Origin of the sequence: Bradyrhizobium canariense (assembly GCF_019402665.1) — a bacterium.
Lineage (GTDB): Bacteria > Pseudomonadota > Alphaproteobacteria > Rhizobiales > Xanthobacteraceae > Bradyrhizobium > Bradyrhizobium canariense.
The window spans coordinates 1-21,686 of sequence record NZ_VSST01000080.1 but is presented as its reverse complement, the minus strand read 5'-3'; the positions used below and the strand labels follow the sequence as shown (position 1 = coordinate 21,686).

Sequence of the window (21,686 nt, the reverse complement as noted above, 5' to 3'; positions counted from 1 at the left end):
CAAAGTGATCCGGCCAAAAGTCGGAATCACCGCCCCCTGAAATTCGCCGCCCGCCGCTCTTCCGTGGCCTTCACGCCTTCCTTGAAGTCTTCCGTCGCGCGCAGCCGCGTCTGCTCCTCGAGCTCGTGATTGGTCGCCGCCATCACGCGATCGGCGAGGCCAGCGCGCATGGTGGCGCGGGTGGAGACGAGGCCGAGCGGGGAGCATTCGGCGATTTCGCCGGCGAGCTTCAGTGCGGCCGCCTTGACCTGGTCCTGCGGCACCAGTTCGTTGGCGAGGCCCCATTTGAAGGCCTCTTCGCCGGTGACGCGGCGGCTGGTGTAGAACATCAGCTCGGCGTTGTTCTTGCCGATCAGCTCGGGCAGCGTCACGGTCAGGCCGAAGCCGGGATGGAAGCCGAGTTTTGTAAAGTTCGCGGAGAAGCGCGCTTCGGGGCAGGTGACCCGGAAGTCCGCGGAGACGGCGAGGCCCAATCCGCCGCCGATGGCGGCGCCCTGCACGGCCGCGACGATCGGCTTCTTGGCGCGGAAGATGCGCACGGCCTGGATGTAGAGGTGATTGATCGCTCCGAGGCTGTCGGCCGGATCGCCCTTGGCCGTCTTATCGGCTTCGCGCGCCTCTTGGGCCTGCCGTGCCGGGTCCTGGAAATTGGCGCCGGCGCAAAATGCCTTGCCCTGCGCCGACAGCACCGAGGCGCGAATCTCGATGTCGCGATCGAACTCGTCGAGCGCGTCCGCGATCTGGTTGATCAGCGAAATGTCGAAGAAGTTGAGCGGCGGGCGGCGTATCTCGATGGTGCCGACGTGACCAACTTTTTCGACGCCGATATCTTTATAGGTGCTCATGATGTCCTCGAAGAGTTAGCGCAAACCAAGCCCGCGGGCGATGATGCCGCGCAGCACCTCGGTAGTGCCGCCCTGGATGGTGAGTTTCGGCGCGGTCTTGATGGCGAAGTCGAGCTGCCGCTCCAGCGTCTCGCGGTTGGTCGCGGTCTCCTCGACGAAGGCGGCGAGATCGCGCACGCGGTGCGGCAGCTGCTGCTCCCACACCGTGCCGATGTCCTTGACGATGGAGGCTTCGACGACCGGCTCCTTGCCGGCCTGCAGCATGCCCGCGACCGAGACCGACATGCGCCGCATGGTGTGGAGCTGCGCCACCAGCCGGCCGATGCCTTCGGCACTGCGGGTATCAGGATTGGGGCCGACCGCGCGAACCAGCTCGGTCAGCACGTAATAGGTCTCCAGGAAACGCTCGGGGCCCGAACGCTCATAAGCGAGCTCGCTCGTCGCCTGCTTCCAGGCGCCGTCGACTTCGCCGAGCACGTGATCGTCGGGTACGAAGAAATCGGTGAACACGACCTCGTTGAACTCGTACTGGCCGGTGATCTGGCCGATCGGGTTCACCCGGATGCCCGGCTGCTTCATCTTGACCAGGAACTGGGTCAGGCCGTGACGGCGGTTCTCCTTGGTCGGCTGCGACGTCCGGAAGATCGCGATCATGTAGTCGGCGATGTGCGCCGACGAAGTCCAGATCTTGGTCCCGTTGATGAGATAGCCGCCGTCAGTCTTGGTCGCGCGGGTCTTCGCGGCGAACAGGTCCGAGCCGGAGTTCGGTTCGCTCATGCCGATCGCGAAGCAGATCTCGCCGCGGCAAATGCGCGGCAGGATGTCCATCTTGATGTGCTCAGGCGCGTATTTGATCAGCACCGGCCCGCTCTGGCGATCGGCGACGAAGAAGCGCCGCGTCGGCGCGTTGGCGACGCGCATCTCCTCGGTCACCACGTAACGTTCGAGGAACGAGCGCTCCTGGCCGCCATATTTCTTCGGCCAGGTCATGCCGAGCCAGCCCTTGGCACCAACCCGCCGGGAGAATTCCGGCGCGTCGGTGTCTTCGCGGTTGGGCTTGTGCGGATCGAAGGTGCCGGCCGCGATTTCCTCGGCGAGGAAGGCGCGCACTTCCTTGCGCAATTGCTCGCATTTCTCGGGCAGGCGGATCGGATCGAAACGGAGGGCAGCGGTCATTGTTGTCTCGTCCCTGATCAGCGCGAAGCCACGAGCGGCCATAATTCGTCGGCGCCGCGGTTGGCAATGAGCTTGCCGAGCTCGACGGCCCAGTGGCTTTCCGAACCGAAATCGTCGCGCCAGGCCAATGCCCGCAGCGAATAGCGGTGCAGGATGTGCTCCAGGGTGAAGCCGATCGCGCCATGGACCTGATGCGCAATGGCGCCGCCCTTTTCCGCGGCTTCCGCGCAGCGGATCTTTGCCGAGGCGGCTTCGAGGTAGACCGCGTCGTCGAACGATCTTGCGTTCGCGATGGCATCGGCGGCCGAGGTCGCCGCGGCAAGAGCGGCAGCCGACTCGCCGGCGAGGCGGGCGAGATTGTGCTGCACCGCCTGGAATTTGGAGATCTTCTTCTCGAAGGCGACGCGCTCATTGGAATAGCGCACGGAGATGTCGAGCATCGATTCTAGCGCGCCCGCGATCTGAAGGCTGCGAGCGACGCCGCCCATCAGCATCATTGTGGTCTGGTCAAAGCCCTTCGGTGCGGGCTTGATGGCGACGGGCTGCACCTTGTCGAGTGTGACGGTGTCGCTGTGGTCGTAGCCGACATTGAGTCCGGTCTCGATCCGACCCTTGCTCGCGTCGACCAGCGCGATCGAGGCGCCGTCCTTGCCGTGGGCCAGCACTGCGAAGTGCTTTGCCGCCTTTGCGAACGGCACGCCGCGGGCACGGCCGGAGAGCGCGCCGTCGGCATCGCGGGTGATGCGATCCTTCGGCGACGCCGGCAGCACCGTCATCTCCCCCTCGGGGGATGCGATCTTCGCCTGCGCCAGCAGCCAGCCGGCCAGCATGGTTTCGGCCAGGGGAACCGCGACTGCGAAACGGCCGGCGGCGTTCAGCAGCGCAAAACCGTCGGCAAGACTCGTGCCGGAGCCGCCGAGATCGTCCGGCACCCAGGCCAACGGCAGGCCGGCTTCGCTCAGCGCCTGCCACAGCGGCGCCTGCCACGAATCCTTCTTGTCGTTGTTGACGGTCTGCGGATCGGCGAGATCGGCGAAGATTTTCTCCGCGGTCTCGACGACGATATTGTCACTCTCCGCCACAGCGTTCCCCGTGTCTTGCCATTGGCGCATCCGGCCCAGTAGGGGCGGACGCGCAGGTTCTTCTTGCGCCCGATGATCCGAAAAAGCCATGGCCCTGACAAGCGTTGATCGCAGATCAACCTGCGGCGCGGGCATGGGCGCAAGGGACTATAGAAGGCTAATTCCGCTTAGCGGAGTTTGCTCGATTTGCAGGGCGCGGCAAACTCGCTAAACAGAACGTCGATATTCAATCAAGGGGAAGGAAATCCGGATGGCAAAGGACAGTTTGTGCGCAATCGTGACGGGGTCCGCCTCCGGCCTGGGTGCTGCGACCGCGGAAATTCTCGCACGGAGCGGGGCGCGGCTCGTCATCAACTATTCCTCGAGCGAGAGGGAAGCCGAGGCGACCGCGGAGCTTTGCCGCAAGGCGGGCTCACCGGAAGTTCTGGTCGCGCAGGGCGACGTCTCAAAGGACGACGATTGCCGCAAGATCGTTGCGGCAGCTGGCGGCTGGGGCCGGCTCGACGTGCTCGTCAACAATGCCGGCACCACCAAGCATGTCGCCCATGCCGATCTCGACGGATTGTCTGCGGAGGATTTCCAGCGCCTGTACGGCGTCAACACCATCGGCCCGTTCCAGATGGTGCGCGCGGCGCGCAGCCTGCTCGAGGCCGGCGCCAAGGCCTCTGGGCGGCCGTCCGCCGTGGTCAACATCTCCTCGGTCGCCGGCATCAGCGGCGTCGGATCGTCGATCGCCTATGCCGCGAGCAAAGGCGCGCTCAACACCATGACGCTGTCGCTGTCGCGCGCGCTGGCGCCGCTGATCCGCGTCAACACGGTATGTCCCGGCTATATCGATACGCCCTGGTTCACCAAGGGCCGTGGCGAGGCGGGCGCCAAGCAGGTGCGCGACAGCGTCGTGGCCAAGGTGCCGCTGAAGGTCGCATCATCGGCGGAAGACATCGCCCAGCTCGTCTGCTTCCTGGCGATGCCGGCCTCCAGCAACATGACCGGCGAGGTCGTGCGCATGGATGCGGGGATGCATTTGGTGACGTGAGGGCGCGCGGCTAGCGCGGCAAATACGGGCGTCGTCCCGGCCTAGTGCGCAATTGCGCACGGGGGGCCGGGACCCATAACCACAGGCCGTGGTTGTTGCGCGAAGTCGGCAATTCCCAATCTTCGCCAAACCAAATTCGGTGGCTATGGGTCCCGGCCTTCGCCGGGACGACACCGAACTTGTTGATCGACCACACCGCAAAGCGACTGTGGTCTACCCCTTGATCACGCCGCTCGCCACCAGCCGGTGCCAGATGAACAGCACCACCACGGCGCCGATGGTGGCCATGATGAATCCCGCGCCCTGGTCGGGACTGTAGTGCCCGATGGCTTGGCCGATGAACGTCGCGAGAAATGCGCCGGCGATGCCGAGGATGGTGGTGAGGATGAAGCCGCTCGGATTGTTCGGTCCCGGCGCCAGCCAACGCGCGATGAGGCCGGCGACGAAGCCGACGACGATGATCCACAACAAGCCACCCATGCTCATGTCCGTGCTCCCCTCGTTTGACTAAACTAAATCAGACTCTGCCCGCGATCTCTTGCTCGGTCGGCAGCCGTCCGTCCGGCGTCAGATGATCGACCACCTGCGGCAGATATTGGCTGAGGCCGGAGAGCAGCTCGTCACGCGACAAGCCGCTCTGGGCCGACAGGCTCTCGATCTGGTCGGCGCCGAGCGCAGTGGCGAGATCGCCTGGTGCGATCGCCTTGTTCTCGCCCTTGCCGACCCAGGTATTGGCGGCGTCGCCATGACCGCTCTGCTGGAGCTGGTTGAGGAGATCGCCGAGACCGCCGCTGAGCACGCTTCCGGCCGCGCCGCCCGCGAGCAGGCCGCCAAGGCCACCCTTCAACAGATCACCGAGGCCGCCGCCAGCGCCTGCATTCACCGACGGGGGGAGATGCGTCGGCGTCGGTGCCGGGGACGGCTGCGGCGCGCTGCCGGTTTGGTTGCCGCTCAAATGCTTGAATGCCTTCCAGGCGAGCAGGCCAAGGAGCGCCATGGTCATGGGCGACATGCCGCCGCTGGATGAGGATTGTGAACTCGGCGTGCTTGGGCCGCGCGGGCCGTTCTGCATGCCGTTGAGGACGTCGAGCAAACCCATGGCGTTCTCCCTTGGCGCTTTCTTGCTGGTAACAAGCCCCGATCGAAAACATATGAGGCCGTCATGACGGTTACAAGGCGATTGCGCCGCAACTGCGGGAATGGGCAGCAGGCAGCGCCTCTGCTATCGAGGGCAGACCGTTAAGGAGACAAGCCAAGGTGGTTACGGATCGACCGATCGTGGTGGCCGGCGCAGGCGCCATCGGATGTTTCGTCGGCGGCACCCTGGCGGCTGCCGGCCGCCGCGTCGCGTTCCTGGTGCGGCCGCGGGTGAAGGCCGAGATCGAGCGGTTCGGCCTGCTTCTGACCGATTTCGACGGCTCCGAGAAGAAGATCGGCGCGGGCCAACTCGCGCTGTCGGAAGATCCCGCGATCTTCCACAGCGCCGGCATCGTGCTGGTCACGGTGAAGAGCGCCGACACAGCCGGTATCGCGGACCAGATCGCGCAGCATGCGCCGCAGGAGGCCGTCATCGTCTCGCTGCAAAACGGCGTCGGCAATGTCGCGGTGCTGCGCGAGCGCCTCGGCGACCGCCGCGTGCTCGCCGGCATGGTGCCTTTCAACGTGGTCGCGATGGGCGAGGGCCGCTTCCACCGCTCGACCTCCGGCGACATTCATGTTGGTCAAGATGATACGAACACGGCCGCAGCGCTGTCGGTGCCGGGGCTCACCATGCGCGCGAGCCGTGACATCATCGGCGTGCAATGGGGCAAGCTGATCATCAATTTGAACAACGCGCTCAGCGCCTTGTCCGACATGCCGCTCGCCGCGCAATTGGCGAACCGCGACTGGCGACGGCTGTTCGCCGATCAGATGGCGGAGGGGCTGGCTGCGATGAGGGCCGCCGGCATCACGCCGGTCTCGGCGACGCCAATCCCGTCGTCCTGGACGCCCACCTTGCTGAGACTGCCCGATCCGATTTTCAACCTCATCCTGGGACGGACCATGAAGATCGATCCCGAGGCGCGTTCCTCGATGTGGCAGGATTTGAAGCAGGGCCGTAAGACCGAGATCGACTATCTCCAGGGTGCGATCATCGCGCTCGCCGAACAAAACAACATCGACGTGCCGCTGTCGCGCCGCATTATTGCGCTGATCAAACAGGCTGAGGCCGCGGGCAAGGGCCCGCCACGCCTGACGCCGCAGCAGATTCGCGGGTAACGCATGAGTGCAGGCTGCGCGACCGGAGGAGCAACGATGAAGCGTCATCTGATGATCGGATTCGCGCTGGCCGTGCTCTGCGCCGCGTCCTTGGTCGCGGAGGCCCGGCCGCCGACGGTCATGAACTCTCCCGGCTATGACAGGCGATTGCAGGAGAGCAGGTCGCAGTTGAGCAGTTCTCCGACGACAACGGCGCCTGCGAATTCCCCGGTAGCTCAACCGAAGCGCAGCAAGAAGAAGCCTCTGAACTGAGGATGTAAGCGCGGTCTCCATCACACCCGTCATTGCGAGCGCAGCGAAGCAATCCAGAATCCCCACGCGGAAAGACTCTGGATTGCTTCGCTGCGCTCGCAATGACGGCGGTGACTCAGCCCTTCTTCGCGGGCTTGCTCGGCGTCGGGCTGAACAGCTTTTTGATGTCGTTCAATCCATCCGACAGCCGCGGCCATTCGCAGGAGAACGAGCCCTTGGTGCACGGGGCGCCTTTCGGCCGCGGTCGCGCGTCGCCGATGGCGGCCTGCTGGACCTTGGGCCGCTCGACCGGCACCGGCACGCGCTCGACCTCGGTTCGCAACGCGACCCGCTGGAGCTGCTGCACCTGTTGTTCCTGCTGCTCGCGCTGCTGGCGCGCGGTGGCCTGCGCGGCTTCATTGCTGCGGCGCTGATTTGCGAGATAGGCGGTGTAGGCTTCGTCGATCTTCTTCTGCTCCTCCGGTGTCGGATTGGGGCCGGCGATGTCGAAGGTGCGGTCCTGGAGGAAGTCGTAATAGGAATAGCCGCCGCCTGCCTTGCGCCGGCCGGCGAATTTGGCGTTGCAGTCTGCAAGCGCAGCCGTCTTCTCGGATTTGGTCGTCGCTTTCTCGGCGGCGTCGGCGCAGGCCTCGAAGTCGACAGGCGCGCGCTTCCACCATTGTGCCTGGGCATGCGACGGCGCCAGCAGGAAAAATCCTGCTGCGGCAGCGACAAGCGCCGCACGACGCGATGCAACTACGTCCGACATTCTACGAGAGCATTCCTTGCAAAACTCAACCCGAACTGAGTCGGACTGATTTTTGCCCCTTTATGGCCGGCTTGTCACCCATGGAACCCGGGAATTTCATGGCTGCGATGCTGACATTTTTTGCTTGACGTGGCGCAGGAGTCACAGCGTCACTTCATCCTGCGCTCGCCTCATTGGCGACGCCAAGAAAACGAAGTGGAAACGCCTGATGCTGCTGCCCCTGTCCGATGTGCCGCGCTGGTACGCCGAGCGCAAACCGCAAGGCACGATCGCCGTCCGTCACGGGCAGGATACGCTGACATGGGACGCGCTCGAACGCGGCGCCAACCGGCGCGCACGGGCGTTCATGGCCAAGGGCGTCAGGCCCGGCGATTTTATCGCAATCGGTTTGCCCAACGGCAATGCGTTCTTCGAGACCTCGTTTGCGGTGTGGAAATGCGGAGCGACGCCGACCTCGCTGTCATGGCGGCTGCCGCGCGGCGAAGCCGCCGCGGTGCTCGATATCCTGAAGCCGGCGCTGGTGGTCGGCGGCGAAGCCGACTGGAACGCACCGAACCGTCTGCCCGCGGATTTCGTGCCGGAAGGATTTTCGGACGAGCCGCTCGCCGCACCGGTGGCGCGCTATTGGAAAGCGATGACCAGCGGCGGATCGACCGGGCGGCCGAAGGTGATCCTCGATCACCAGCCGGCGGTGACCGACACCGTCGCCGCGCCGCCGCTCAACATCCCCTTCGGGGTCTCGCTGCTCAATCCCGGTCCGCTCTATCACAACGCGCCGTTCATCGTGTCGCACTACGCGCTGTTCACCGGCGGCCAGCTCACCGGTCTCGTCAAGTTCGACGCCGAGGAGGCGCTGCGACAAATTGCGCGCGAGCGCGTGCAATGGGTCAATTTCGTGCCGACCATGATGCACCGGATCTGGGCGCTGCCGGAGCACGTGCGCAACGCCTATGACGTGTCGAGCCTGCAGACCGTCTTCCACATGGCCGCTCCGATGCCGCCCTGGCTGAAGGAGAACTGGATCGCCTGGCTCGGGCCTGAGCGGATCTGGGAGCTCTATGGCGGTACCGAGCGACAAGGCTCCTGCATCATCTCCGGCACGGAATGGCTGACGCACAAGGGCTCGGTCGGCAAGATCGGCGAGATGGCGCGCTTGCGCATCATCGGCGAGGACGGCAACGACGTCGCGCCGGGCGAGAGCGGCGAAATCTATTTCCTTAACAATGACGGCAAGGATGCCACCTATCACTATCTCGGCGCCGAGCCGAAGCGCCGCGCGGACGGCTGGGAATCGCTCGGCGACATCGGCAGGCTGGACGCGGAAGGCTACCTTTATCTTGGCGACCGCCTCGCCGACATGGTGCTGCGCGGCGGCGCCAACATCTATCCCGCCGAGGTCGAAGCTGCCGTCTCCGCCTGTCCGGGCGTGCGCTCCTGCGTGGTGGTGGGATTGCCCGATCCGGAATTGGGCCAGCGCGTGCACGGCATCATCGAGCCGGAGGGCGGTGCGGACGGTCAGGCCATCGCCGACGGCATGGCGGATTTTTTGAAGGACCGGCTCAGCCGCTACAAGCATCCGGAAACTTTTGAGATCGTCAGCGCCCCGCCGCGCGATGATTCCGGAAAAGTTCGTCGCACGTTGTTGCGCGACGAGCGCGCGGCGTGGATGAAGGAGGGGCGCGCCTTCCGGATCTGGCCGGCGAAGGCGCGGGCGGACGCAGATTAAGAGAATTCACGGGAAGGACCGAGATTATGACCATCACCATCGCCGCGAACGCCGTGCCGAAGCCGCCGGCCGAGATCATCGAGGGTTTTCGCGGTGCGCCGACCTCGGTCATTTCGGACAATCTCGGCCGGCTGCCGGGCGCAGTGGGCCTCAAGCCCTATCATCGCGGCGCCAAGCTGGTGGGCACGGCCTTCACGGTTCGCACCCGTCCCGGCGACAATCTGGCCATCCACCGCGCGCTCGAGCTGGTGGGCCCCGGCGACGTCATCGTGGTCGATGGCGGCGGCGATGAGACCCGCGCGCTGGTCGGCGAGATCATGAAGAATATCGCGCAATGGCGCAAAGCCGAAGGCTATGTCATCGACGGCGCGATCCGCGATGTCGCGGCGTTCGCGGCCGATGACTTTCCCTGCTACGCTCGCGCGGTGATCCACCGCGGCCCCTACAAGAACGGCCCCGGCGAGATCAACGTGCCTGTTTCGATCGGCGGCAGCGTGATCTCCCCCGGCGACATCGTCGTCGGCGACGAGGACGGCGTGGTGTCGTTTGCCGCAGCAGGTGCCGCGGCGCTGCTCGACGCCGTGCGCGCCCAGGTCGCGCGCGAGGAGGAGACGCTGAAGGCGATCCGCGAGGGCCGTTATCAGGGCTCGTATGGCAAATCCTGATCAGCAAAAAAAACGAGGAGAGAATAGCGTGAGCCAGAAGGACGAATTCCACAATCTCGACGATACCGCCGACGGGCTGTTTCGCGAACTTGCGGCAGGGGTGACCACGCGCATCTTCTCCGGCGAACAGGCGATGCTGTCGGTGGTGACGCTGGCGCCGCATGCGCAAGGCACGCTGCATCATCATCCAGAGGAGCAATGGGGCGTGCTGCTCGACGGCTCCGCCATCCGCGTCCAGGGCAGCGAGGAGATTGCCGTGAAGAAGGGCGATTTCTGGCGCACGCCCGGCAACGTGCCGCACACCATGCGCGCCGGCCCCGACGGCGCCCGCGTGCTGGACATTTTCAGCCCGCCGCGGCCAGAATACAGAAAAGCGGGATCCGGTTTCGGAACGACTTAAAGCGCCAAGAGCAAAAGCCGGGCGCGAGAAAACAGGGGAGGGGACCATGACGATCACACGACGCGCGCTGCTCGCAGCGCCGGCTATTCTCGCGATGACGCCGGCATTGGCGCAGGCTTCAAAAATCACGCTGGTGGTGCCGTTTCCGCCGGGCGGATCGACCGATGCGATGGCGCGGCTGCTCCAGAGCCATCTGCAGACCAAGCTCAACCGCATCGTCATTGTCGAGAACAAGTCGGGCGCCGCCGGTGCGCTCGGCGCGGCGCAGGTCGCCAAGAGCCCGCCTGATGGCTCGACGTTCCTGGTCACCTTCGATTCCCACGCGGTGATCCCCTCCATCCTCGACAAGCCGCCCGTCGATGTCGAGCGCGAGCTGATGCCGGTGTTGCTGGTCGGCACTGCGCCTTACGTGATCGCCGCCGGTGCGGGCCGTCCCTACAAGACCTTCGCCGACGTGGTGGCGGCCTGCAAGGCGACGCCCGGCGCTGTGAAATATGCCTCCGTCGGCATCGGGACGCTCGGCCATCTCGCCATGACCGTGCTCGGCAACAAGGCGGGCGTCGAGATCACGCACGTGCCCTATCGCGGCGGCGGCCCCGCGATGAACGACGTGCTCGGCGGCCATGTCGATCTGATCGCGGGATCGGCGGCGCTGGTCGCAGCCCAGCTCGGCACCAACATGCTGCGTCCGATCCTGCAGCTCGGCCGCGAGCGGCTGCCCGGCCTGCCGGATACGCCGACCGCGATCGAGGCAGGCTTCCCGGATTTCGAGACGCTGGCCTGGTGGGGCATCTTCGCGCCCACCGGCACGCCGCCGGACATCGTCGCAGCCCTCGCGACGGCGTCCAAGGAGATCCTGAGCGAGCCCGCGACCGCCGCCCAGCTCAAGGAGACGCAGCAGATGACGCTGCTGCTCGAGGACGGTCCCGCCTTCAAGACCTTCTTCGACAAGCAGGTTGCCACTTGGGGCAAGGTGGTCCGGGACAACAATATCCGGGCGTAAGATGACCGGCAGCCCTCCGCATTGAGCAACGCGTAGGGCTTCCGATCTCCCCTCCGCTTTGATATGAAGCCCCGGTAGCCCGCTCTGCGGGTTCCGCGGTCCCGTAGCTCAGCCGGATAGAGCGACGGTTTCCTAAACCGTAGGTCGGAAGTTCGAGTCTTCCCGGGATCGCCAGCGAAATCAAGGTCTTATCAGCCGACCCAGACTGCCGGTGAAGCCCCGAAACTCTTCGGGGTAATGGCCGGGGTAGTGGCAACCGCCACCCCTTTTTTCAAAAGTCGGGGTCGAAAATAGTCCCGTCATTTTCGCGCGGCTTGTGTCATCACCGTCGGGCCGGGGCTTTGATGGAGGGAGATTCAGATGACTGTAGAAAGACTCGTCGCCGAATTCGTCAACACCTGCATCGACCAGATCTGTTTCATCGACAATAGACACCCAGACGAAATCAGCGACGTCGATCGCGCTAGGGTCGCTCTTATCAAAAAATTCCACGACGAATTCCTCGCAGCGGGGAATTTAGAGAAGGATGGATCAGCATGACGACCCAGGCTGTACATCTTCAACGCGATAACAATCGCGACTTAAGTGCAATGTTTTCCGACGACCGCTTCACGGGCGATGCGGAGTAGAAACCCAATAGGAGTGACCCAATGCCAGCATCTTTAGAAACGGTTCGCGACAAGATGAAGGTCGATCCCACCCCAAACGATAAAGGTCTCATCCTCACGCTCACAGTGACGGCCTATGACAACGGTATGATCATGGTCGATGGTCGTCCGATCAACGAACCGTCAGACCCAACCCTTGGCTGGATTGGTGCTAACGAAGTCGTCGGGATGGCGATGACCGAATTCTACCGGCAGTTCGTTGCTCGGAAAAAGTCGAAGGCATAGCAGGCGTCAAGTCCGGCGATTTCCCATCACTATCCGGGCGGACCGTGATGGGTGTTGCTGGCTCCGCCAACCACGGGCAGCTCTTCGGGGACAACCCCCAACGCAATCGCCGAACTAACCTCAAACACCGCGCGGTGATGCGCCAGCCGAGCTGACACGCTTCACCCGATCGTCTCGACGGCCATAAGAGCGAACAATGAGCCTTGAGGAGTCAATCCTTGGCTTCCTCGCGATGGAATTCTACATTTGCGTGCATCGCGCCGATTCTTATTTAGGTGATTGCATGCCGACCGACATGAAAACTCTTGTTACTGGCCTATACGACCTTCTCGAACCTGCTGATCCGTCCGAACGCAAGAAGGCACTCAAGGCCGCAATGGCAATGCTCGGCGATGACGCGAGCGTGACCGAACAGAAAGAAGCGAAAGGCGGCGCAGCCGACAACGAGGTCGATGACGGCGAACTTGGCTTGAACCAAAAGGTCAAGACGTGGATGTCGCGGAATAGCGTCACGGTCGAGCAGATCAACCACATTTTCCATATCGAAGATGAAACGGTGGATCTGATCGCCGACACGCCGCACGGCAAGAATCAGAAAGAGCAGAGCATCAATGCCTACCTGCTCGCCGGTGTCGCAGAATTCTTGAAGACAGGTCAGACGACGTTCACAGACAAAGCCGGTCGTGAAGCCTGCAAGAAGATGGGCTGCTACGGCGACACTAATCACGCCACTTATTTGAAGAAGCCCGGCAACATCTTGAGCGGATCAAAGGAGAGAGGGTGGACGGTTACGGGTCCGGGCCTAAAAGCAGGAGCGGAGCTAGTCAAACAGCTCAATCCTGAGTGAGCATCGATGCAGCCACGATGCTTGCCGCCATTCCAGCAAGCTTGCGCCACCCGTTGCTCGAAACCTACCGGGAAATCGCATCGAATTTTGCCGAACACCGCTGGTCGCCATCAGAACTCGAGGGCGGCAAGTTCTGCGAGGTCGTGTACTGGATCTGTCACGGTTTCATCAGCGGCACCTATGTCCCCGCGCCGACAAAGCCGCCCAATATGCGGGATAACTGTCGCGATCTGGAGCGCAATACGAACACAGGAAAGCCCGGCGACCACAGCCTGCGCATCCTGATCCCGCGCATGTTGCCGGCGCTGTACGACATTCGGAACAACAGGGGTGTGGGTCACGTCGGCGGCGACGTTGACCCGAACCTCATGGATGCCACAGCGGTATATTCAAACGCGAGCTGGATTCTCGCCGAGCTCGTGCGCGTCTTCCATAACGTAAAGACACCGGAAGCACAGGAAGCCGTTGATGGGTTGGTTGAGCGCAAAACGCCGCTGATCTGGTCGGCCGGGACCGCAAAGCGCGTGCTGGATACGAAGCTGGGCGCAGCCGACCAAACCATGCTTCTGCTGCACCAAGCGCTCGGGTGGATGTCGGAAGCCGATCTCCTTGCCTCGATCGAATATAGCAATCCGAGCGTATACCGCCGTAAGATCTTAAAGGTGCTCCATAAGGCGCGGAAAATTGAATACGACGAGGCGGCGCAACGGGTTCACATCTCGCCCAAAGGTAGCGCGCATGTGGAAGAAAAAATCGTCGCTCCGCACGTGGCATTGAAGAAGAAGTAGTCAGTCCGTGCAACCCCGACAAATCGTCCGGGGAGAACGATATCCGGTGTTGTAGCGTTCACTGCCTTAGCAAGGCAGCGCAACTCCGGTTTGCTTCTTAAATCCGGCGCTTAGCGCCAATAAAAAAACAACAGCAATTACGATCAGCACCCAATGCATGCTCGAACTCCCAAGAGCCCACCTTAGCTTTGACCACCTAAGGTCACAAGACGTGCCGCCAGCGTCCCGCGCTGGCAGGATAGCGCTGAAAAACCGCCTCTAGTGTCGCGATAATCTGCGTCGCTGGGCCAATATCGATCTGCGTCGCTGTGCGAAGGTCGGTGATGATGTTTGGGTCCGCTTCGGGATCGGCTTCTGCTGCCGCCAACATATCCGCCAGCGTTAGCGTCATTTCTGGTAGGTCGCGCGCCCAATCCTCTACCGTTCGCGCCATCCTCCCTAACGTCAGCCGAAGTCTGTCGTTAAGAGGCTCAGAACGATTTGAGCCGAACGTATCGAATGTTTCCTGCGGGAAGTCATCATCGTCAACGTCCATGGATTGAGCGTCGTCTTCGGGGCCGCCGTGTTTTGCCGGCGAGGGTTTCGTGCGCGGTAAACTCCAAGCCGGGTACAATGCCTTGGCTTCGTTGGCTGTCGTTTCACAACTCACAGACCCGTTCGCCAGCCAATCTTTAAGCCTTGCAACAGGGGCGCGGCTGAGGATGTAAAGTGTCCACCACGATGGCGGTAGCAAATCCCAAGTTTCCTTGGATTTTAGGAGGGGGTGGCGCGCAATCGCCATCAGGCATCTTGCTGTCTCTTGCCCGAACGGCAATTGATCTGGCCCTTTAAACATTGCGCCCCATGCGCCGTGCCCCAACTTGGCTTTGGCCTCGATTAGCAATCGACCCGTTTCGACAATCGCGCTGACCTGCCGTCGCCACGCCACCTTGATCCGCAGTTGGTAAGTGCGTTTGGCAGGCTCCTTTGGTTTGCGGGCACGGGTCGCGGTTTTGCGAGCAATCATGGCAAGCCTTCCTTGCAGACACGCGAAGGAATCGCGGTCGCGATTTGGGGAGAGGTGCCACGCGCGGTCCCGGCAGGCTTTGCTGCCTAAAAAGGGTCGCCGTGGACTTTTGCCATACCTAATGGTCAACAGGACTGGCCTGTGACCGCGACCAATTTAGCACTCGGCTCGCGCATGCCTCAAGTTCAAAAAATCCCCCGCACCGCGAGGGATTGAAATTGGCAGCGCTGCTGACGGATGTTAGTCGGCAGCGGTCTTCGCTGGCGCTTTCGCAAGATAGGGCGGAGGGTGGGCGGGGTTTCTAATGCTCTAGGGACGGTCTTTGGGTTGTATTTCCCTGCCATGGCTTAGAGTGCCCGTGCTCAGCAATCCACTTGACCGCGTCGCCTTCCGTAATAAAGCCCTTGATTGCTTCCGTTTCGCCATCGGGCCACAGAATATCGACCCCCCAGCCAGGTCCGGGATTTTTCCGAGCGATGAAAGTTGGCCGCTGCTCGAGCATCCGCCGAATATGCGCCTATGGTGCCCAGGTTCAAGCCAGCTACCCTGCCGCAATCAAACTGTCCGCACCTACGACGCGCAGTAGCAGCGCTGCTGACGGATGTTACTCGGCGGCAGTCTTCGAGCCGCGTCGCGCCCTAGTGGCGATCTTCGCGGCGACCTTCTTCGCGGCTGTCTTCTTCGTGGTCTGGAAGTCCGGTCATCGGAGGTCCGGACGCACGATCGGGCGTTCCGTTTCACCCTCAAGAACAGACGTCGCCAGCCGGGCCTGTCAGGGCCGAAAAGGGCCAGGAAGAGACATTTATCTCGCGCTGCGCGTCATGCGATCTGAGCCCGTCTCGCGCGCTGTTGCCCTTCTATGCCCCAGCGGTTGTGTGAAACCTCCGCGCGTTCATAAATCGTGAGTTGTGTTTGCCGTTGATCAGATCATGCTCGTCCGGTCGACTAGGTAAGCGTGTGGCCGAATCCGACATCTAGTGCGCTGCTAGGCTCGCCGCTCGGCACGCAGTGACACGCAAAGTTCGAGCCGAGCTGACGCGGCTCTAAACGGTATCAGTCAGCCCCACCTTGACATCTTTTCGCGACACGTTAGTGCCGCTGCTTGAACCCGCTGCCGCTGCTGCACTCCCCGCTGTGCCACTGCTCATCGAAAGGTAGGGCTCAGTTCCTGGGCAGTTGCAGCGATCAGCGCCGTTCACGACGTACCATATTTCGTTAGGTTTCTCGGGCCTCGCGACGCCGCGATGGCCGCAATGTCTCGATCTCTGGGAGGGAGAGACATGATGAAGCGATCGCCTATTCTCTCTTTGGTGGCCGTCGCGAGCTTCACCGTCCTATGGTTTGTTCTGGATGCCGATCTGCATTTTAGAAACGCGGCTGCCAATACAACAACAGCCATGCCACCCGAGGTCGTAGCTCCCGAGCCCTTCAGAACGGCCCACGCCGCTAACAAAAGGTCGATGACGATACTTGCACTGGATCAGGCTAAGCATCTCGCTTTCTGGACGTCTGTTTTGAAGAATAGAAGGCAGGCCTGTGGTGCTGTTGTTCGGACCATGTATCAAGGCGGCACCGAATCTGGGGTCGATGCTTGGCGCATTGGCTGCCGGGACGGCAACGAATATTCGATAACGATTAATCCGGACGCGCAAGGCTCTGAGGCGGAGTTTCCGGTTTCAGTTTGCAGTGGAATCGCTTTCGCCCGAGATGCTGAATAGCCTCGTCATTGAGCGTTCAGCACCCGCGAGATCGCCTCTTTATGCCAGCTGTTATCCGCTGTCCCGGCGCGTCCTCGCGAATGTGCGAGGATGATCATGACGATTACCCGATCACGACGTGAAACGGTGGAGTTCGAGCACCCATTTCGGATCACAAGCTTCGAGCGGATACTACCGGCTGGCTCGTATGAAGTGATTACCGACGAAGAGTTAATGGAAGGGATGGAAAGATTATCATTTCCGTCCTTTCGGCCCGTCGCCACCATGATGATGGTGCCTGCGCCGCCGCCGCGCAGCTCTTTCGTCGAGATGGTGGCGATCAGTTCGATCGATCTGTCCGATGCCCGGGAGCCGATGCGATCGTATCCCGTTAGTGACGCGCCGGCCGACCTCGACAAGCATCGGACTGCGCTGAACATTGACATTCGCCGGACGCTGGCGGAGATCGAGCGAAATGCGTTGCGCGGACTGCATCCGCAGCCCGAACCCGAGTTGCTCGCGGCGCCTGCGATGCCATTGGCGGGCGCGCTGCCGGAGCCGAAAGGGCTAGGCCGCGACCTACGCATCGATGCTTGCCGCGGCCTCGCGCTCTGGTGCATCTTTCTGAATCATTTCCCCAACAACATCGGAAGCTGGCTAACGCTGCGGAACTACGGCTTCAGTGATAGCGCGGAAGTATTCATGTTCGTCTCGGGTGTGACCTGCGCACTGGCTTACGGCAGCGCACATTCGCGCGATGGCTGGCCCGGCGTCATCACCCGTACGCTGTGGCGAAGCTGGGACATTTATGCTGCATTTCTATTGCTCACTGTAGCTTGCGCCATCATGGTCTACCTAACCGGCGGTGGCCGGATCGCCGACGAGAGCAACACGCGCCTTTTGCTGGAACATCCGGGTGCGGCGCTCGCGCATGCGGCGATCCTGCAATACCGTCCGGTCAATACCGACGTCTTGCCGATTTTCGTGGTTTATCATCTTTTGTTTGCACCACTATTGTGGTTGCTGTTGCGAGTGCCGAACGTGACACTCGGCGCGTCGCTCTTGCTTTATGCGCTGGTACACGTCTTCGGCTGGACCGTCCCGGCCTGGCCCAACAACGTGTGGTTCTTCAACCCCCTGGCTTGGCAGTTGCTGGTTGTGCTCGGCGCCTGGTGTGTCATTGCGGGCAAGGGAGTCTGGCCTTGGATGACCTGTCGCATCGCGCTTGTACTTGCAGTTCTCTATCTGACTTTTAGCCTGATCGTCGCGTTGAGTTGGTGGCTCACGACCCTGGAAGATCTGGTCCCACAAGCGCTCGCCAATGTGGTTTACCAAGTCGACAAATCGGATCTCGCTCCCTTGCGGCTGCTGCATTTTTTAGCGCTTGCGATTTTGGCGGTATGGCTCGTACCTCGCGATTGGCAAGGACTGCCGATGCCGCTGATGCGCGCAGCGATCCGCTGTGGGGAGAATTCGCTGGCAATCTATTGTCTCGGTGTTCTGCTGGCGCTCGCCAGCCAAATAGCGCTGGTCGACATCTCGAATGGGCTTGCGATGCAGATCGCGCTCAGCCTCGCCGGCATCCTGCTGATGATCGCCGCCGCAACGCTGCTGAACTCAATCAGGATCAAACCCAGGCAGCCACGATTGATTTGAAGACTTGAGGAAACTTGAGGGCCAGAGAGGGGCGAGCAGGCAAAATTCGGCAAGAAGAGGCTGCCAACGGCCAGCCTCCACGTCTTCTCTTCCGGGAGGCGATCAAGCTGCGAACTTCACGCGATCACACGATTTGCAGCGTGATGCGAACGTTGAGATGCTTCCTCCCAAAATCGCAACATGTCCGCACTTGCCGACATCTTGCCGTCCGGCGCTGGTGTCCGATAAGCGCCCTTAACGGACTCCAGCGCCTGATCAGCCGTAGGACATTGTTGACAGCGTATACGCGCTGATCCGATCAAGCTGAACCCGCCAAAGAGCCCCCGGTCCCGTGACGCTTGTCGGTGCCAAGATCGGCTTTGCATCACGAAGATGGAGGTAGGCGGGCTGGAACGTATCATCGGCTAAAATATTGTCGCCTTCTGCGCGGGTGTAAATCTGAGCGAAGTTGCCCACGATCGTGCCGAGACCTTCCACGATCTCCTTGTTCTCTGGGGTGCGGGACGGTGCGGTGCCGATCTGCTTCCCGACTTCGACGAAGAACTTTTTCCCGCTAATAACAACTCCGCTCATCATTTGACCGTCGGCCAGGATCGTTACTCCCACCTCGAGGCCGCCCTCGGCCATCCTCACGATGTAGGCAAGTAGCCAGTCGACACCCGACCGCTGGTCAAACATGGTTGGCGCGCTTTCCTGCGGTTCCTCATCGGGCATCGATTATCTCCGGATCTAGGTTGCGAATCGGACTTACTGGGCTCAACTCTGAATTGAGGTAGATAGGATGTCTACCGAGCTCGTCGACCCGATGGCCTCGGTACGCGCCTATCTCAAGGCGGAAAAGTCTTCCAACACCCGCAAGGCTGCGTCCCAAACGCGGCCAGTTACCTTGGAAGAACGAAAGAAGAAGCGGTTTTGCTCTGGTTTGTAGGCGGCTCATCCATCCGTTATTACAAGGCTCGCAGACAACGCGAAGCCTTTTCGAAAGTGTGGCGCCAGGTCTTTGCAGCACGCCAACCGAGCCGGGATCCGATGAGGAGCGGTGAGCAGGTATTTACGACTTCGGCGCTGTTAGCTCGTAACCGGGATCTGGTGGTATGGTAGGGCTGCCGTCCTGCAACTCTGTGAGTATAGCGATATAGGTTGGCGTTTCCAGCAGCGGCAACAAGCGAAGCTCCACAGCCAAAACGCGCTTACCAGGGTCCGTCAGATCTTCGAATGCCCGTACTCGAAAGATCAGCGGTTCTTCTGGTTCGAGATGATGTTGTTGAGAAGGAAGGATGAGCCCGTTTTTGCCGCCGATGAGATGGTTTGCGTGAGGGTCCCACTTTTTAACCAGAGATTTAAGAGCTGACTTGCCTACGAGCCCGTATCCGTATTTGGCGACGCCGTAGCAAAAGGCAATTTTTGCAATCCAGCGATAAAAAATATCGATCATCACCCCGCCGCTTTCTGTAGTGACAGATCGCACTCCAGGGCGTGTCCTGAGTTCTTCGCGCAGGGCGTTGTCTACTTTTGGCCTCAGAATCCCAAGGGAGGTGGCGCCTGGGTCTACTCCCCGAAGGATGCCGGGTCGCTCCAGAACTGGAAGCATCCATAGGATGGGAAACTCTGCCGGCGCGACTTTCTGCTTCCACAGGCGGCCGTCGGTACCAACGAACTGAACAGGAAAGCCATCTGGGCGCTCCTTCGGCGTGTTGTGTAAGGCGAGCCGAACTCGCGCGTGTAAAAGAGTGGAGCGCATGCAGACGGTTTCGATGTGCTTTGTTAGTTTTGCGCACTCGTCGCAGCTAGCTTGCGGTAGCGTTACGGCTCCTGACATGCCTTTTGGCACGACATGTTCAGTAGTCAGCCTCCCTTCGCGACTGTCACAGTAGACGCAGTGACCGATCGGCCTGATATTCCGGAGATCGAGAGGGGGAAGATGGGCGATCACCTCCTGGTACCCCACGCTTTGCGCTGATCGTAGGTCATTCTGGCCATTGTAGGCCGGCACCGCACGGTTGGTCCACTCCCTCAGGGATATCGGCTGGCTCCGTTCAAGGCAGCGGCCGCTCACCTCGGGGGCGTGTACGGACTAGCCGCGCAACTGACGCTTCAGGCGAGTCTCATATACGCGTTGGTGGGCTTCGTTGACCCGGATGCGGACTACGAATTCGACGCTTCCGCCTCCAGGCGGCGGTTTTATTTTACAAATCAGCAGCTCCTCCGCGCCCCGGTCGATCCTGTAACCGTTAAAATCGATTGCGTTGGCGCTCTTGGTGATTTGTCCAAAACGGGTGGCGATCAACGTGCCTCCACTACAGGATAGAGACAGCACTGCGATCGAAACATCGGCTCTGTTGGTTATCCGGAGCTCGATATCAGAGTCCTTTCCTGGAAAGCCGGTGAGATCGAGGTCGACGGAGGGATCTTTGGCCGCTTGCGTGGCTTGGCGTTCTACGTGCTTGTCGTATCGCCCCCAGACAAAAGCGATAAATGCCACCACAAGGGCAAGGCCCGAGACGACCCGAGCGAACCAGTCTACCGAAGGAGGCGGTACAATCACGGTAGCGCCACCGCTCGGTACCATAGGATCGGCCCAAACGTGCGCTGCAGCGAACAAGAAGGTGACGACAGCTGCTGAGCGCGCGATCGCAACGGTTGGGCGCATGATCGATCCCCCTGAAAAAGCGGCCACAATGCAAGCACCGATTGCGATCGTCAACAACGGCTGACGCCCCCTCAGGGTGAGCGCACGGTGCGGAAATTCTGGTGTCCGTTAAGGGCGGTTATCGGACGTCAGATTGCGGCGGTCCAGAAGGTCGGCTATGGGCCAGAAGCGGCCGTCAGGTGGCAGACAAGCGCCGCCTAGCACCCTCTGCGCTGGCCCACTCAGGACGAGAACCACAGTCCGGCATGAATCAGACGGCTCCTTTGGGGCCGTCTGATTTAGCCTCAGAGCGGATGACCTATTGGCAGAGATGGGAGAGACCGTCAGCACCCTTGAAATTGGTGCCGGGCCTGCAGGTGATGCCGTTGCGGGTAGCATACGTACTCCAGTTGCCGTACCAGCCGTTGGGGCCGTAGCCCATGCCGCCGGACCCCATCCCACCGGACATGGCGTAGGAATTGCTCCAGCCGCCGACGGTTGCAGCCGCCGCCACCGGATGGCGATGCGCCGTTCGCCGATATCGATAGACGGGGGTAGTCCCGGTTCCAAGACCCGTGCAGTTGGCAAATTCAGCTTGGCATTCGTCCGGATTCGAGAGAGCCGCCTGGGCCAGTGCAGCAGAGCTGGACAGGGCGGATGCCGCAATAACGACCGCGCCAAGAACTTTCAGATTTATCATGGCTTGCTCCTTGCGCTTGGTTGAATCTTCTTCAAGCGGGGGGATCGGGCGCGCCTTCTGATGCAGGTTCCTTGACGTAGATCAACGAAGGCGGGCGAGCCTTGTCCATTGTGTCGATCGCTGGGCCGGTCTTCTCCACCAGCCCAGTCTTCAACAAGGCCCGGCCGGGTCCCGATCCCCAGCCGGGCTTTATATGGTCATGAACTCCCAGGGGCCGATTCGACCTGAGCACCGTGAGACGCGGCGGCCCTTTGATTCATTGCGGATTCCGGGGATTG

The 21,686-nt window shown here is 61.7% G+C and carries 23 protein-coding genes and 1 tRNA gene; 12 read left to right on the top strand and 12 right to left on the bottom strand.

Going from position 1 to position 21,686, the window contains the following annotated elements:
- Positions 1-26: 26 nt before the first annotated feature.
- Genes FXB41_RS33905 through FXB41_RS33895 form a run of 3 tightly spaced genes read right to left on the bottom strand, consistent with a single transcriptional unit; the run spans position 27 to position 3,103 of the window.
- On the bottom strand, positions 27-845 hold the full coding sequence (locus FXB41_RS33905; RefSeq protein ID WP_219684838.1) for an enoyl-CoA hydratase/isomerase family protein: 819 nt from the start codon (positions 843-845) through the stop codon (positions 27-29).
- Positions 846-860: 15 nt separating this feature from the next.
- Positions 861-2,021: an acyl-CoA dehydrogenase family protein gene (locus FXB41_RS33900; protein ID WP_007599295.1), complete on the bottom strand. Its 1,161-nt coding sequence runs from the start codon at positions 2,019-2,021 to the stop codon at positions 861-863.
- Positions 2,022-2,038: 17 nt separating this feature from the next.
- Positions 2,039-3,103, bottom strand: a complete 1,065-nt coding sequence (locus FXB41_RS33895) for an acyl-CoA dehydrogenase family protein (protein WP_219684837.1) — start codon at positions 3,101-3,103, stop codon at positions 2,039-2,041.
- A 250-nt stretch (positions 3,104-3,353) separates the two neighbouring features.
- On the opposite strand from FXB41_RS33895, the gene FXB41_RS33890 reads away from it, so the two are divergent.
- On the top strand, positions 3,354-4,139 hold the full coding sequence (locus tag FXB41_RS33890) for an SDR family NAD(P)-dependent oxidoreductase (protein ID WP_219684836.1): 786 nt from the start codon (positions 3,354-3,356) through the stop codon (positions 4,137-4,139).
- A 213-nt stretch (positions 4,140-4,352) separates the two neighbouring features.
- Here FXB41_RS33890 and FXB41_RS33885 read toward each other — a convergent pair whose 3' ends face one another.
- Together FXB41_RS33885 and FXB41_RS33880 are read right to left on the bottom strand one after the other, a co-directional pair.
- On the bottom strand, positions 4,353-4,625 hold the full coding sequence (locus FXB41_RS33885) for a GlsB/YeaQ/YmgE family stress response membrane protein (RefSeq protein WP_196236584.1): 273 nt from the start codon (positions 4,623-4,625) through the stop codon (positions 4,353-4,355).
- A 31-nt stretch (positions 4,626-4,656) separates the two neighbouring features.
- Entirely contained in the window at positions 4,657-5,238 is a 582-nt protein-coding gene (locus tag FXB41_RS33880; protein WP_219684835.1) for a YidB family protein, read from the bottom strand.
- Between the two features lie 158 nt (positions 5,239-5,396).
- On the opposite strand from FXB41_RS33880, the gene FXB41_RS33875 reads away from it, so the two are divergent.
- Positions 5,397-6,398 carry a 2-dehydropantoate 2-reductase gene (locus tag FXB41_RS33875; RefSeq protein ID WP_219684834.1) on the top strand — a complete coding sequence of 334 codons (1,002 nt, stop codon included), beginning with the start codon at positions 5,397-5,399 and terminating at the stop codon, positions 6,396-6,398.
- A gap of 367 nt (positions 6,399-6,765) precedes the next feature.
- On the opposite strand, the gene FXB41_RS33870 is transcribed toward FXB41_RS33875, so the two are convergent.
- On the bottom strand, positions 6,766-7,398 hold the full coding sequence (locus tag FXB41_RS33870; protein ID WP_219684833.1) for a hypothetical protein: 633 nt from the start codon (positions 7,396-7,398) through the stop codon (positions 6,766-6,768).
- 208 nt (positions 7,399-7,606) lie between these two features.
- On the opposite strand from FXB41_RS33870, the gene FXB41_RS33865 reads away from it, so the two are divergent.
- From FXB41_RS33865 to FXB41_RS33845, 5 genes are all read left to right on the top strand, one after another.
- Positions 7,607-9,124, top strand: coding sequence for an AMP-binding protein (locus FXB41_RS33865; protein WP_219684832.1), 1,518 nt, complete (start codon positions 7,607-7,609; stop codon positions 9,122-9,124).
- A gap of 26 nt (positions 9,125-9,150) precedes the next feature.
- Positions 9,151-9,789 (top strand): RraA family protein, encoded by a 639-nt coding sequence (locus FXB41_RS33860; RefSeq protein WP_007604635.1) that lies wholly within the window; start codon positions 9,151-9,153, stop codon positions 9,787-9,789.
- Positions 9,790-9,817: 28 nt separating this feature from the next.
- Positions 9,818-10,189, top strand: a complete 372-nt coding sequence (locus FXB41_RS33855) for a dimethylsulfonioproprionate lyase family protein (RefSeq protein WP_007604636.1) — start codon at positions 9,818-9,820, stop codon at positions 10,187-10,189.
- Positions 10,190-10,235: 46 nt separating this feature from the next.
- Complete coding sequence (locus tag FXB41_RS33850) at positions 10,236-11,192, top strand: tripartite tricarboxylate transporter substrate-binding protein (protein ID WP_219684831.1); 957 nt, start codon at positions 10,236-10,238, stop codon at positions 11,190-11,192.
- Positions 11,193-11,289: 97 nt separating this feature from the next.
- Positions 11,290-11,366, top strand: a tRNA-Arg gene (locus FXB41_RS33845).
- A gap of 6 nt (positions 11,367-11,372) precedes the next feature.
- Here the strand turns inward: FXB41_RS33845 and FXB41_RS33840 are convergent.
- Complete coding sequence (locus FXB41_RS33840; protein WP_219684830.1) at positions 11,373-11,684, bottom strand: hypothetical protein; 312 nt, start codon at positions 11,682-11,684, stop codon at positions 11,373-11,375.
- A gap of 158 nt (positions 11,685-11,842) precedes the next feature.
- Here FXB41_RS33840 and FXB41_RS33835 point away from each other — a divergent pair, with 158 nt between their 5' ends.
- The 3 genes from FXB41_RS33835 (at position 11,843) to FXB41_RS33825 (ending at position 13,720) form a co-directional block, all read left to right on the top strand.
- Positions 11,843-12,085, top strand: coding sequence for a hypothetical protein (locus tag FXB41_RS33835; protein ID WP_219684829.1), 243 nt, complete (start codon positions 11,843-11,845; stop codon positions 12,083-12,085).
- Positions 12,086-12,281: 196 nt separating this feature from the next.
- The gene (locus tag FXB41_RS33830) at positions 12,282-12,932 is read left to right on the top strand and encodes a hypothetical protein (protein ID WP_219684828.1); all 651 of its coding nucleotides are present in this window, start codon (positions 12,282-12,284) and stop codon (positions 12,930-12,932) included.
- Entirely contained in the window at positions 12,929-13,720 is a 792-nt protein-coding gene (locus FXB41_RS33825) for a hypothetical protein (protein ID WP_219684827.1), read from the top strand. Before FXB41_RS33830 ends, FXB41_RS33825 begins: the two co-directional genes overlap by 4 nt.
- 202 nt (positions 13,721-13,922) lie before the next feature.
- Here the strand turns inward: FXB41_RS33825 and FXB41_RS33820 are convergent, their stop codons facing one another.
- A complete protein-coding gene (locus FXB41_RS33820; RefSeq protein ID WP_219684826.1) occupies positions 13,923-14,726 on the bottom strand; it encodes a DUF3102 domain-containing protein in 804 nt (267 codons plus the stop codon).
- 1,280 nt (positions 14,727-16,006) lie between these two features.
- Between FXB41_RS33820 and FXB41_RS33815 the strand changes: the two genes are divergently transcribed.
- Together FXB41_RS33815 and FXB41_RS33810 are read left to right on the top strand one after the other, a co-directional pair.
- Positions 16,007-16,444 carry a hypothetical protein gene (locus FXB41_RS33815; protein WP_219684825.1) on the top strand — a complete coding sequence of 146 codons (438 nt, stop codon included), beginning with the start codon at positions 16,007-16,009 and terminating at the stop codon, positions 16,442-16,444.
- 510 nt (positions 16,445-16,954) lie between these two features.
- Entirely contained in the window at positions 16,955-18,079 is a 1,125-nt protein-coding gene (locus FXB41_RS33810; RefSeq protein WP_376707531.1) for an OpgC domain-containing protein, read from the top strand.
- A 255-nt stretch (positions 18,080-18,334) separates the two neighbouring features.
- Here the strand turns inward: FXB41_RS33810 and FXB41_RS33805 are convergent, their stop codons facing one another.
- The 4 genes from FXB41_RS33805 to FXB41_RS33790 form a co-directional block, all read right to left on the bottom strand.
- A complete protein-coding gene (locus FXB41_RS33805) occupies positions 18,335-18,793 on the bottom strand; it encodes a GvpU-like protein (protein WP_219684824.1) in 459 nt (152 codons plus the stop codon).
- A gap of 337 nt (positions 18,794-19,130) precedes the next feature.
- On the bottom strand, positions 19,131-19,820 hold the full coding sequence (locus tag FXB41_RS33800) for a hypothetical protein (RefSeq protein WP_219684823.1): 690 nt from the start codon (positions 19,818-19,820) through the stop codon (positions 19,131-19,133).
- A gap of 333 nt (positions 19,821-20,153) precedes the next feature.
- On the bottom strand, positions 20,154-20,786 hold the full coding sequence (locus tag FXB41_RS33795) for a hypothetical protein (protein ID WP_219684822.1): 633 nt from the start codon (positions 20,784-20,786) through the stop codon (positions 20,154-20,156).
- Between the two features lie 241 nt (positions 20,787-21,027).
- A complete protein-coding gene (locus tag FXB41_RS33790) occupies positions 21,028-21,408 on the bottom strand; it encodes a hypothetical protein (RefSeq protein WP_219684821.1) in 381 nt (126 codons plus the stop codon).
- Positions 21,409-21,686: the final 278 nt, after the last annotated feature.

Coding starts and splice junctions, on each gene's coding strand:
- FXB41_RS33905 (WP_219684838.1), bottom strand. CDS start 845: ATGAGCACCTATAAAGATATCGGCGTCGAAAAAGTTGGTCACGTCGGC.
- FXB41_RS33900 (WP_007599295.1), bottom strand. CDS start 2,021: ATGACCGCTGCCCTCCGTTTCGATCCGATCCGCCTGCCCGAGAAATGC.
- FXB41_RS33890 (WP_219684836.1), top strand. CDS start 3,354: ATGGCAAAGGACAGTTTGTGCGCAATCGTGACGGGGTCCGCCTCCGGC.
- FXB41_RS33885 (WP_196236584.1), bottom strand. CDS start 4,625: ATGAGCATGGGTGGCTTGTTGTGGATCATCGTCGTCGGCTTCGTCGCC.
- FXB41_RS33880 (WP_219684835.1), bottom strand. CDS start 5,238: ATGGGTTTGCTCGACGTCCTCAACGGCATGCAGAACGGCCCGCGCGGC.
- FXB41_RS33870 (WP_219684833.1), bottom strand. CDS start 7,398: ATGTCGGACGTAGTTGCATCGCGTCGTGCGGCGCTTGTCGCTGCCGCA.
- FXB41_RS33865 (WP_219684832.1), top strand. CDS start 7,607: ATGCTGCTGCCCCTGTCCGATGTGCCGCGCTGGTACGCCGAGCGCAAA.
- FXB41_RS33860 (WP_007604635.1), top strand. CDS start 9,151: ATGACCATCACCATCGCCGCGAACGCCGTGCCGAAGCCGCCGGCCGAG.
- FXB41_RS33850 (WP_219684831.1), top strand. CDS start 10,236: ATGACGATCACACGACGCGCGCTGCTCGCAGCGCCGGCTATTCTCGCG.
- FXB41_RS33835 (WP_219684829.1), top strand. CDS start 11,843: ATGCCAGCATCTTTAGAAACGGTTCGCGACAAGATGAAGGTCGATCCC.
- FXB41_RS33830 (WP_219684828.1), top strand. CDS start 12,282: ATGAGCCTTGAGGAGTCAATCCTTGGCTTCCTCGCGATGGAATTCTAC.
- FXB41_RS33820 (WP_219684826.1), bottom strand. CDS start 14,726: ATGATTGCTCGCAAAACCGCGACCCGTGCCCGCAAACCAAAGGAGCCT.
- FXB41_RS33815 (WP_219684825.1), top strand. CDS start 16,007: ATGATGAAGCGATCGCCTATTCTCTCTTTGGTGGCCGTCGCGAGCTTC.
- FXB41_RS33810 (WP_376707531.1), top strand. CDS start 16,955: ATGCCATTGGCGGGCGCGCTGCCGGAGCCGAAAGGGCTAGGCCGCGAC.
- FXB41_RS33805 (WP_219684824.1), bottom strand. CDS start 18,793: ATGCCCGATGAGGAACCGCAGGAAAGCGCGCCAACCATGTTTGACCAG.
- FXB41_RS33800 (WP_219684823.1), bottom strand. CDS start 19,820: ATGCGCTCCACTCTTTTACACGCGCGAGTTCGGCTCGCCTTACACAAC.
- FXB41_RS33790 (WP_219684821.1), bottom strand. CDS start 21,408: ATGATAAATCTGAAAGTTCTTGGCGCGGTCGTTATTGCGGCATCCGCC.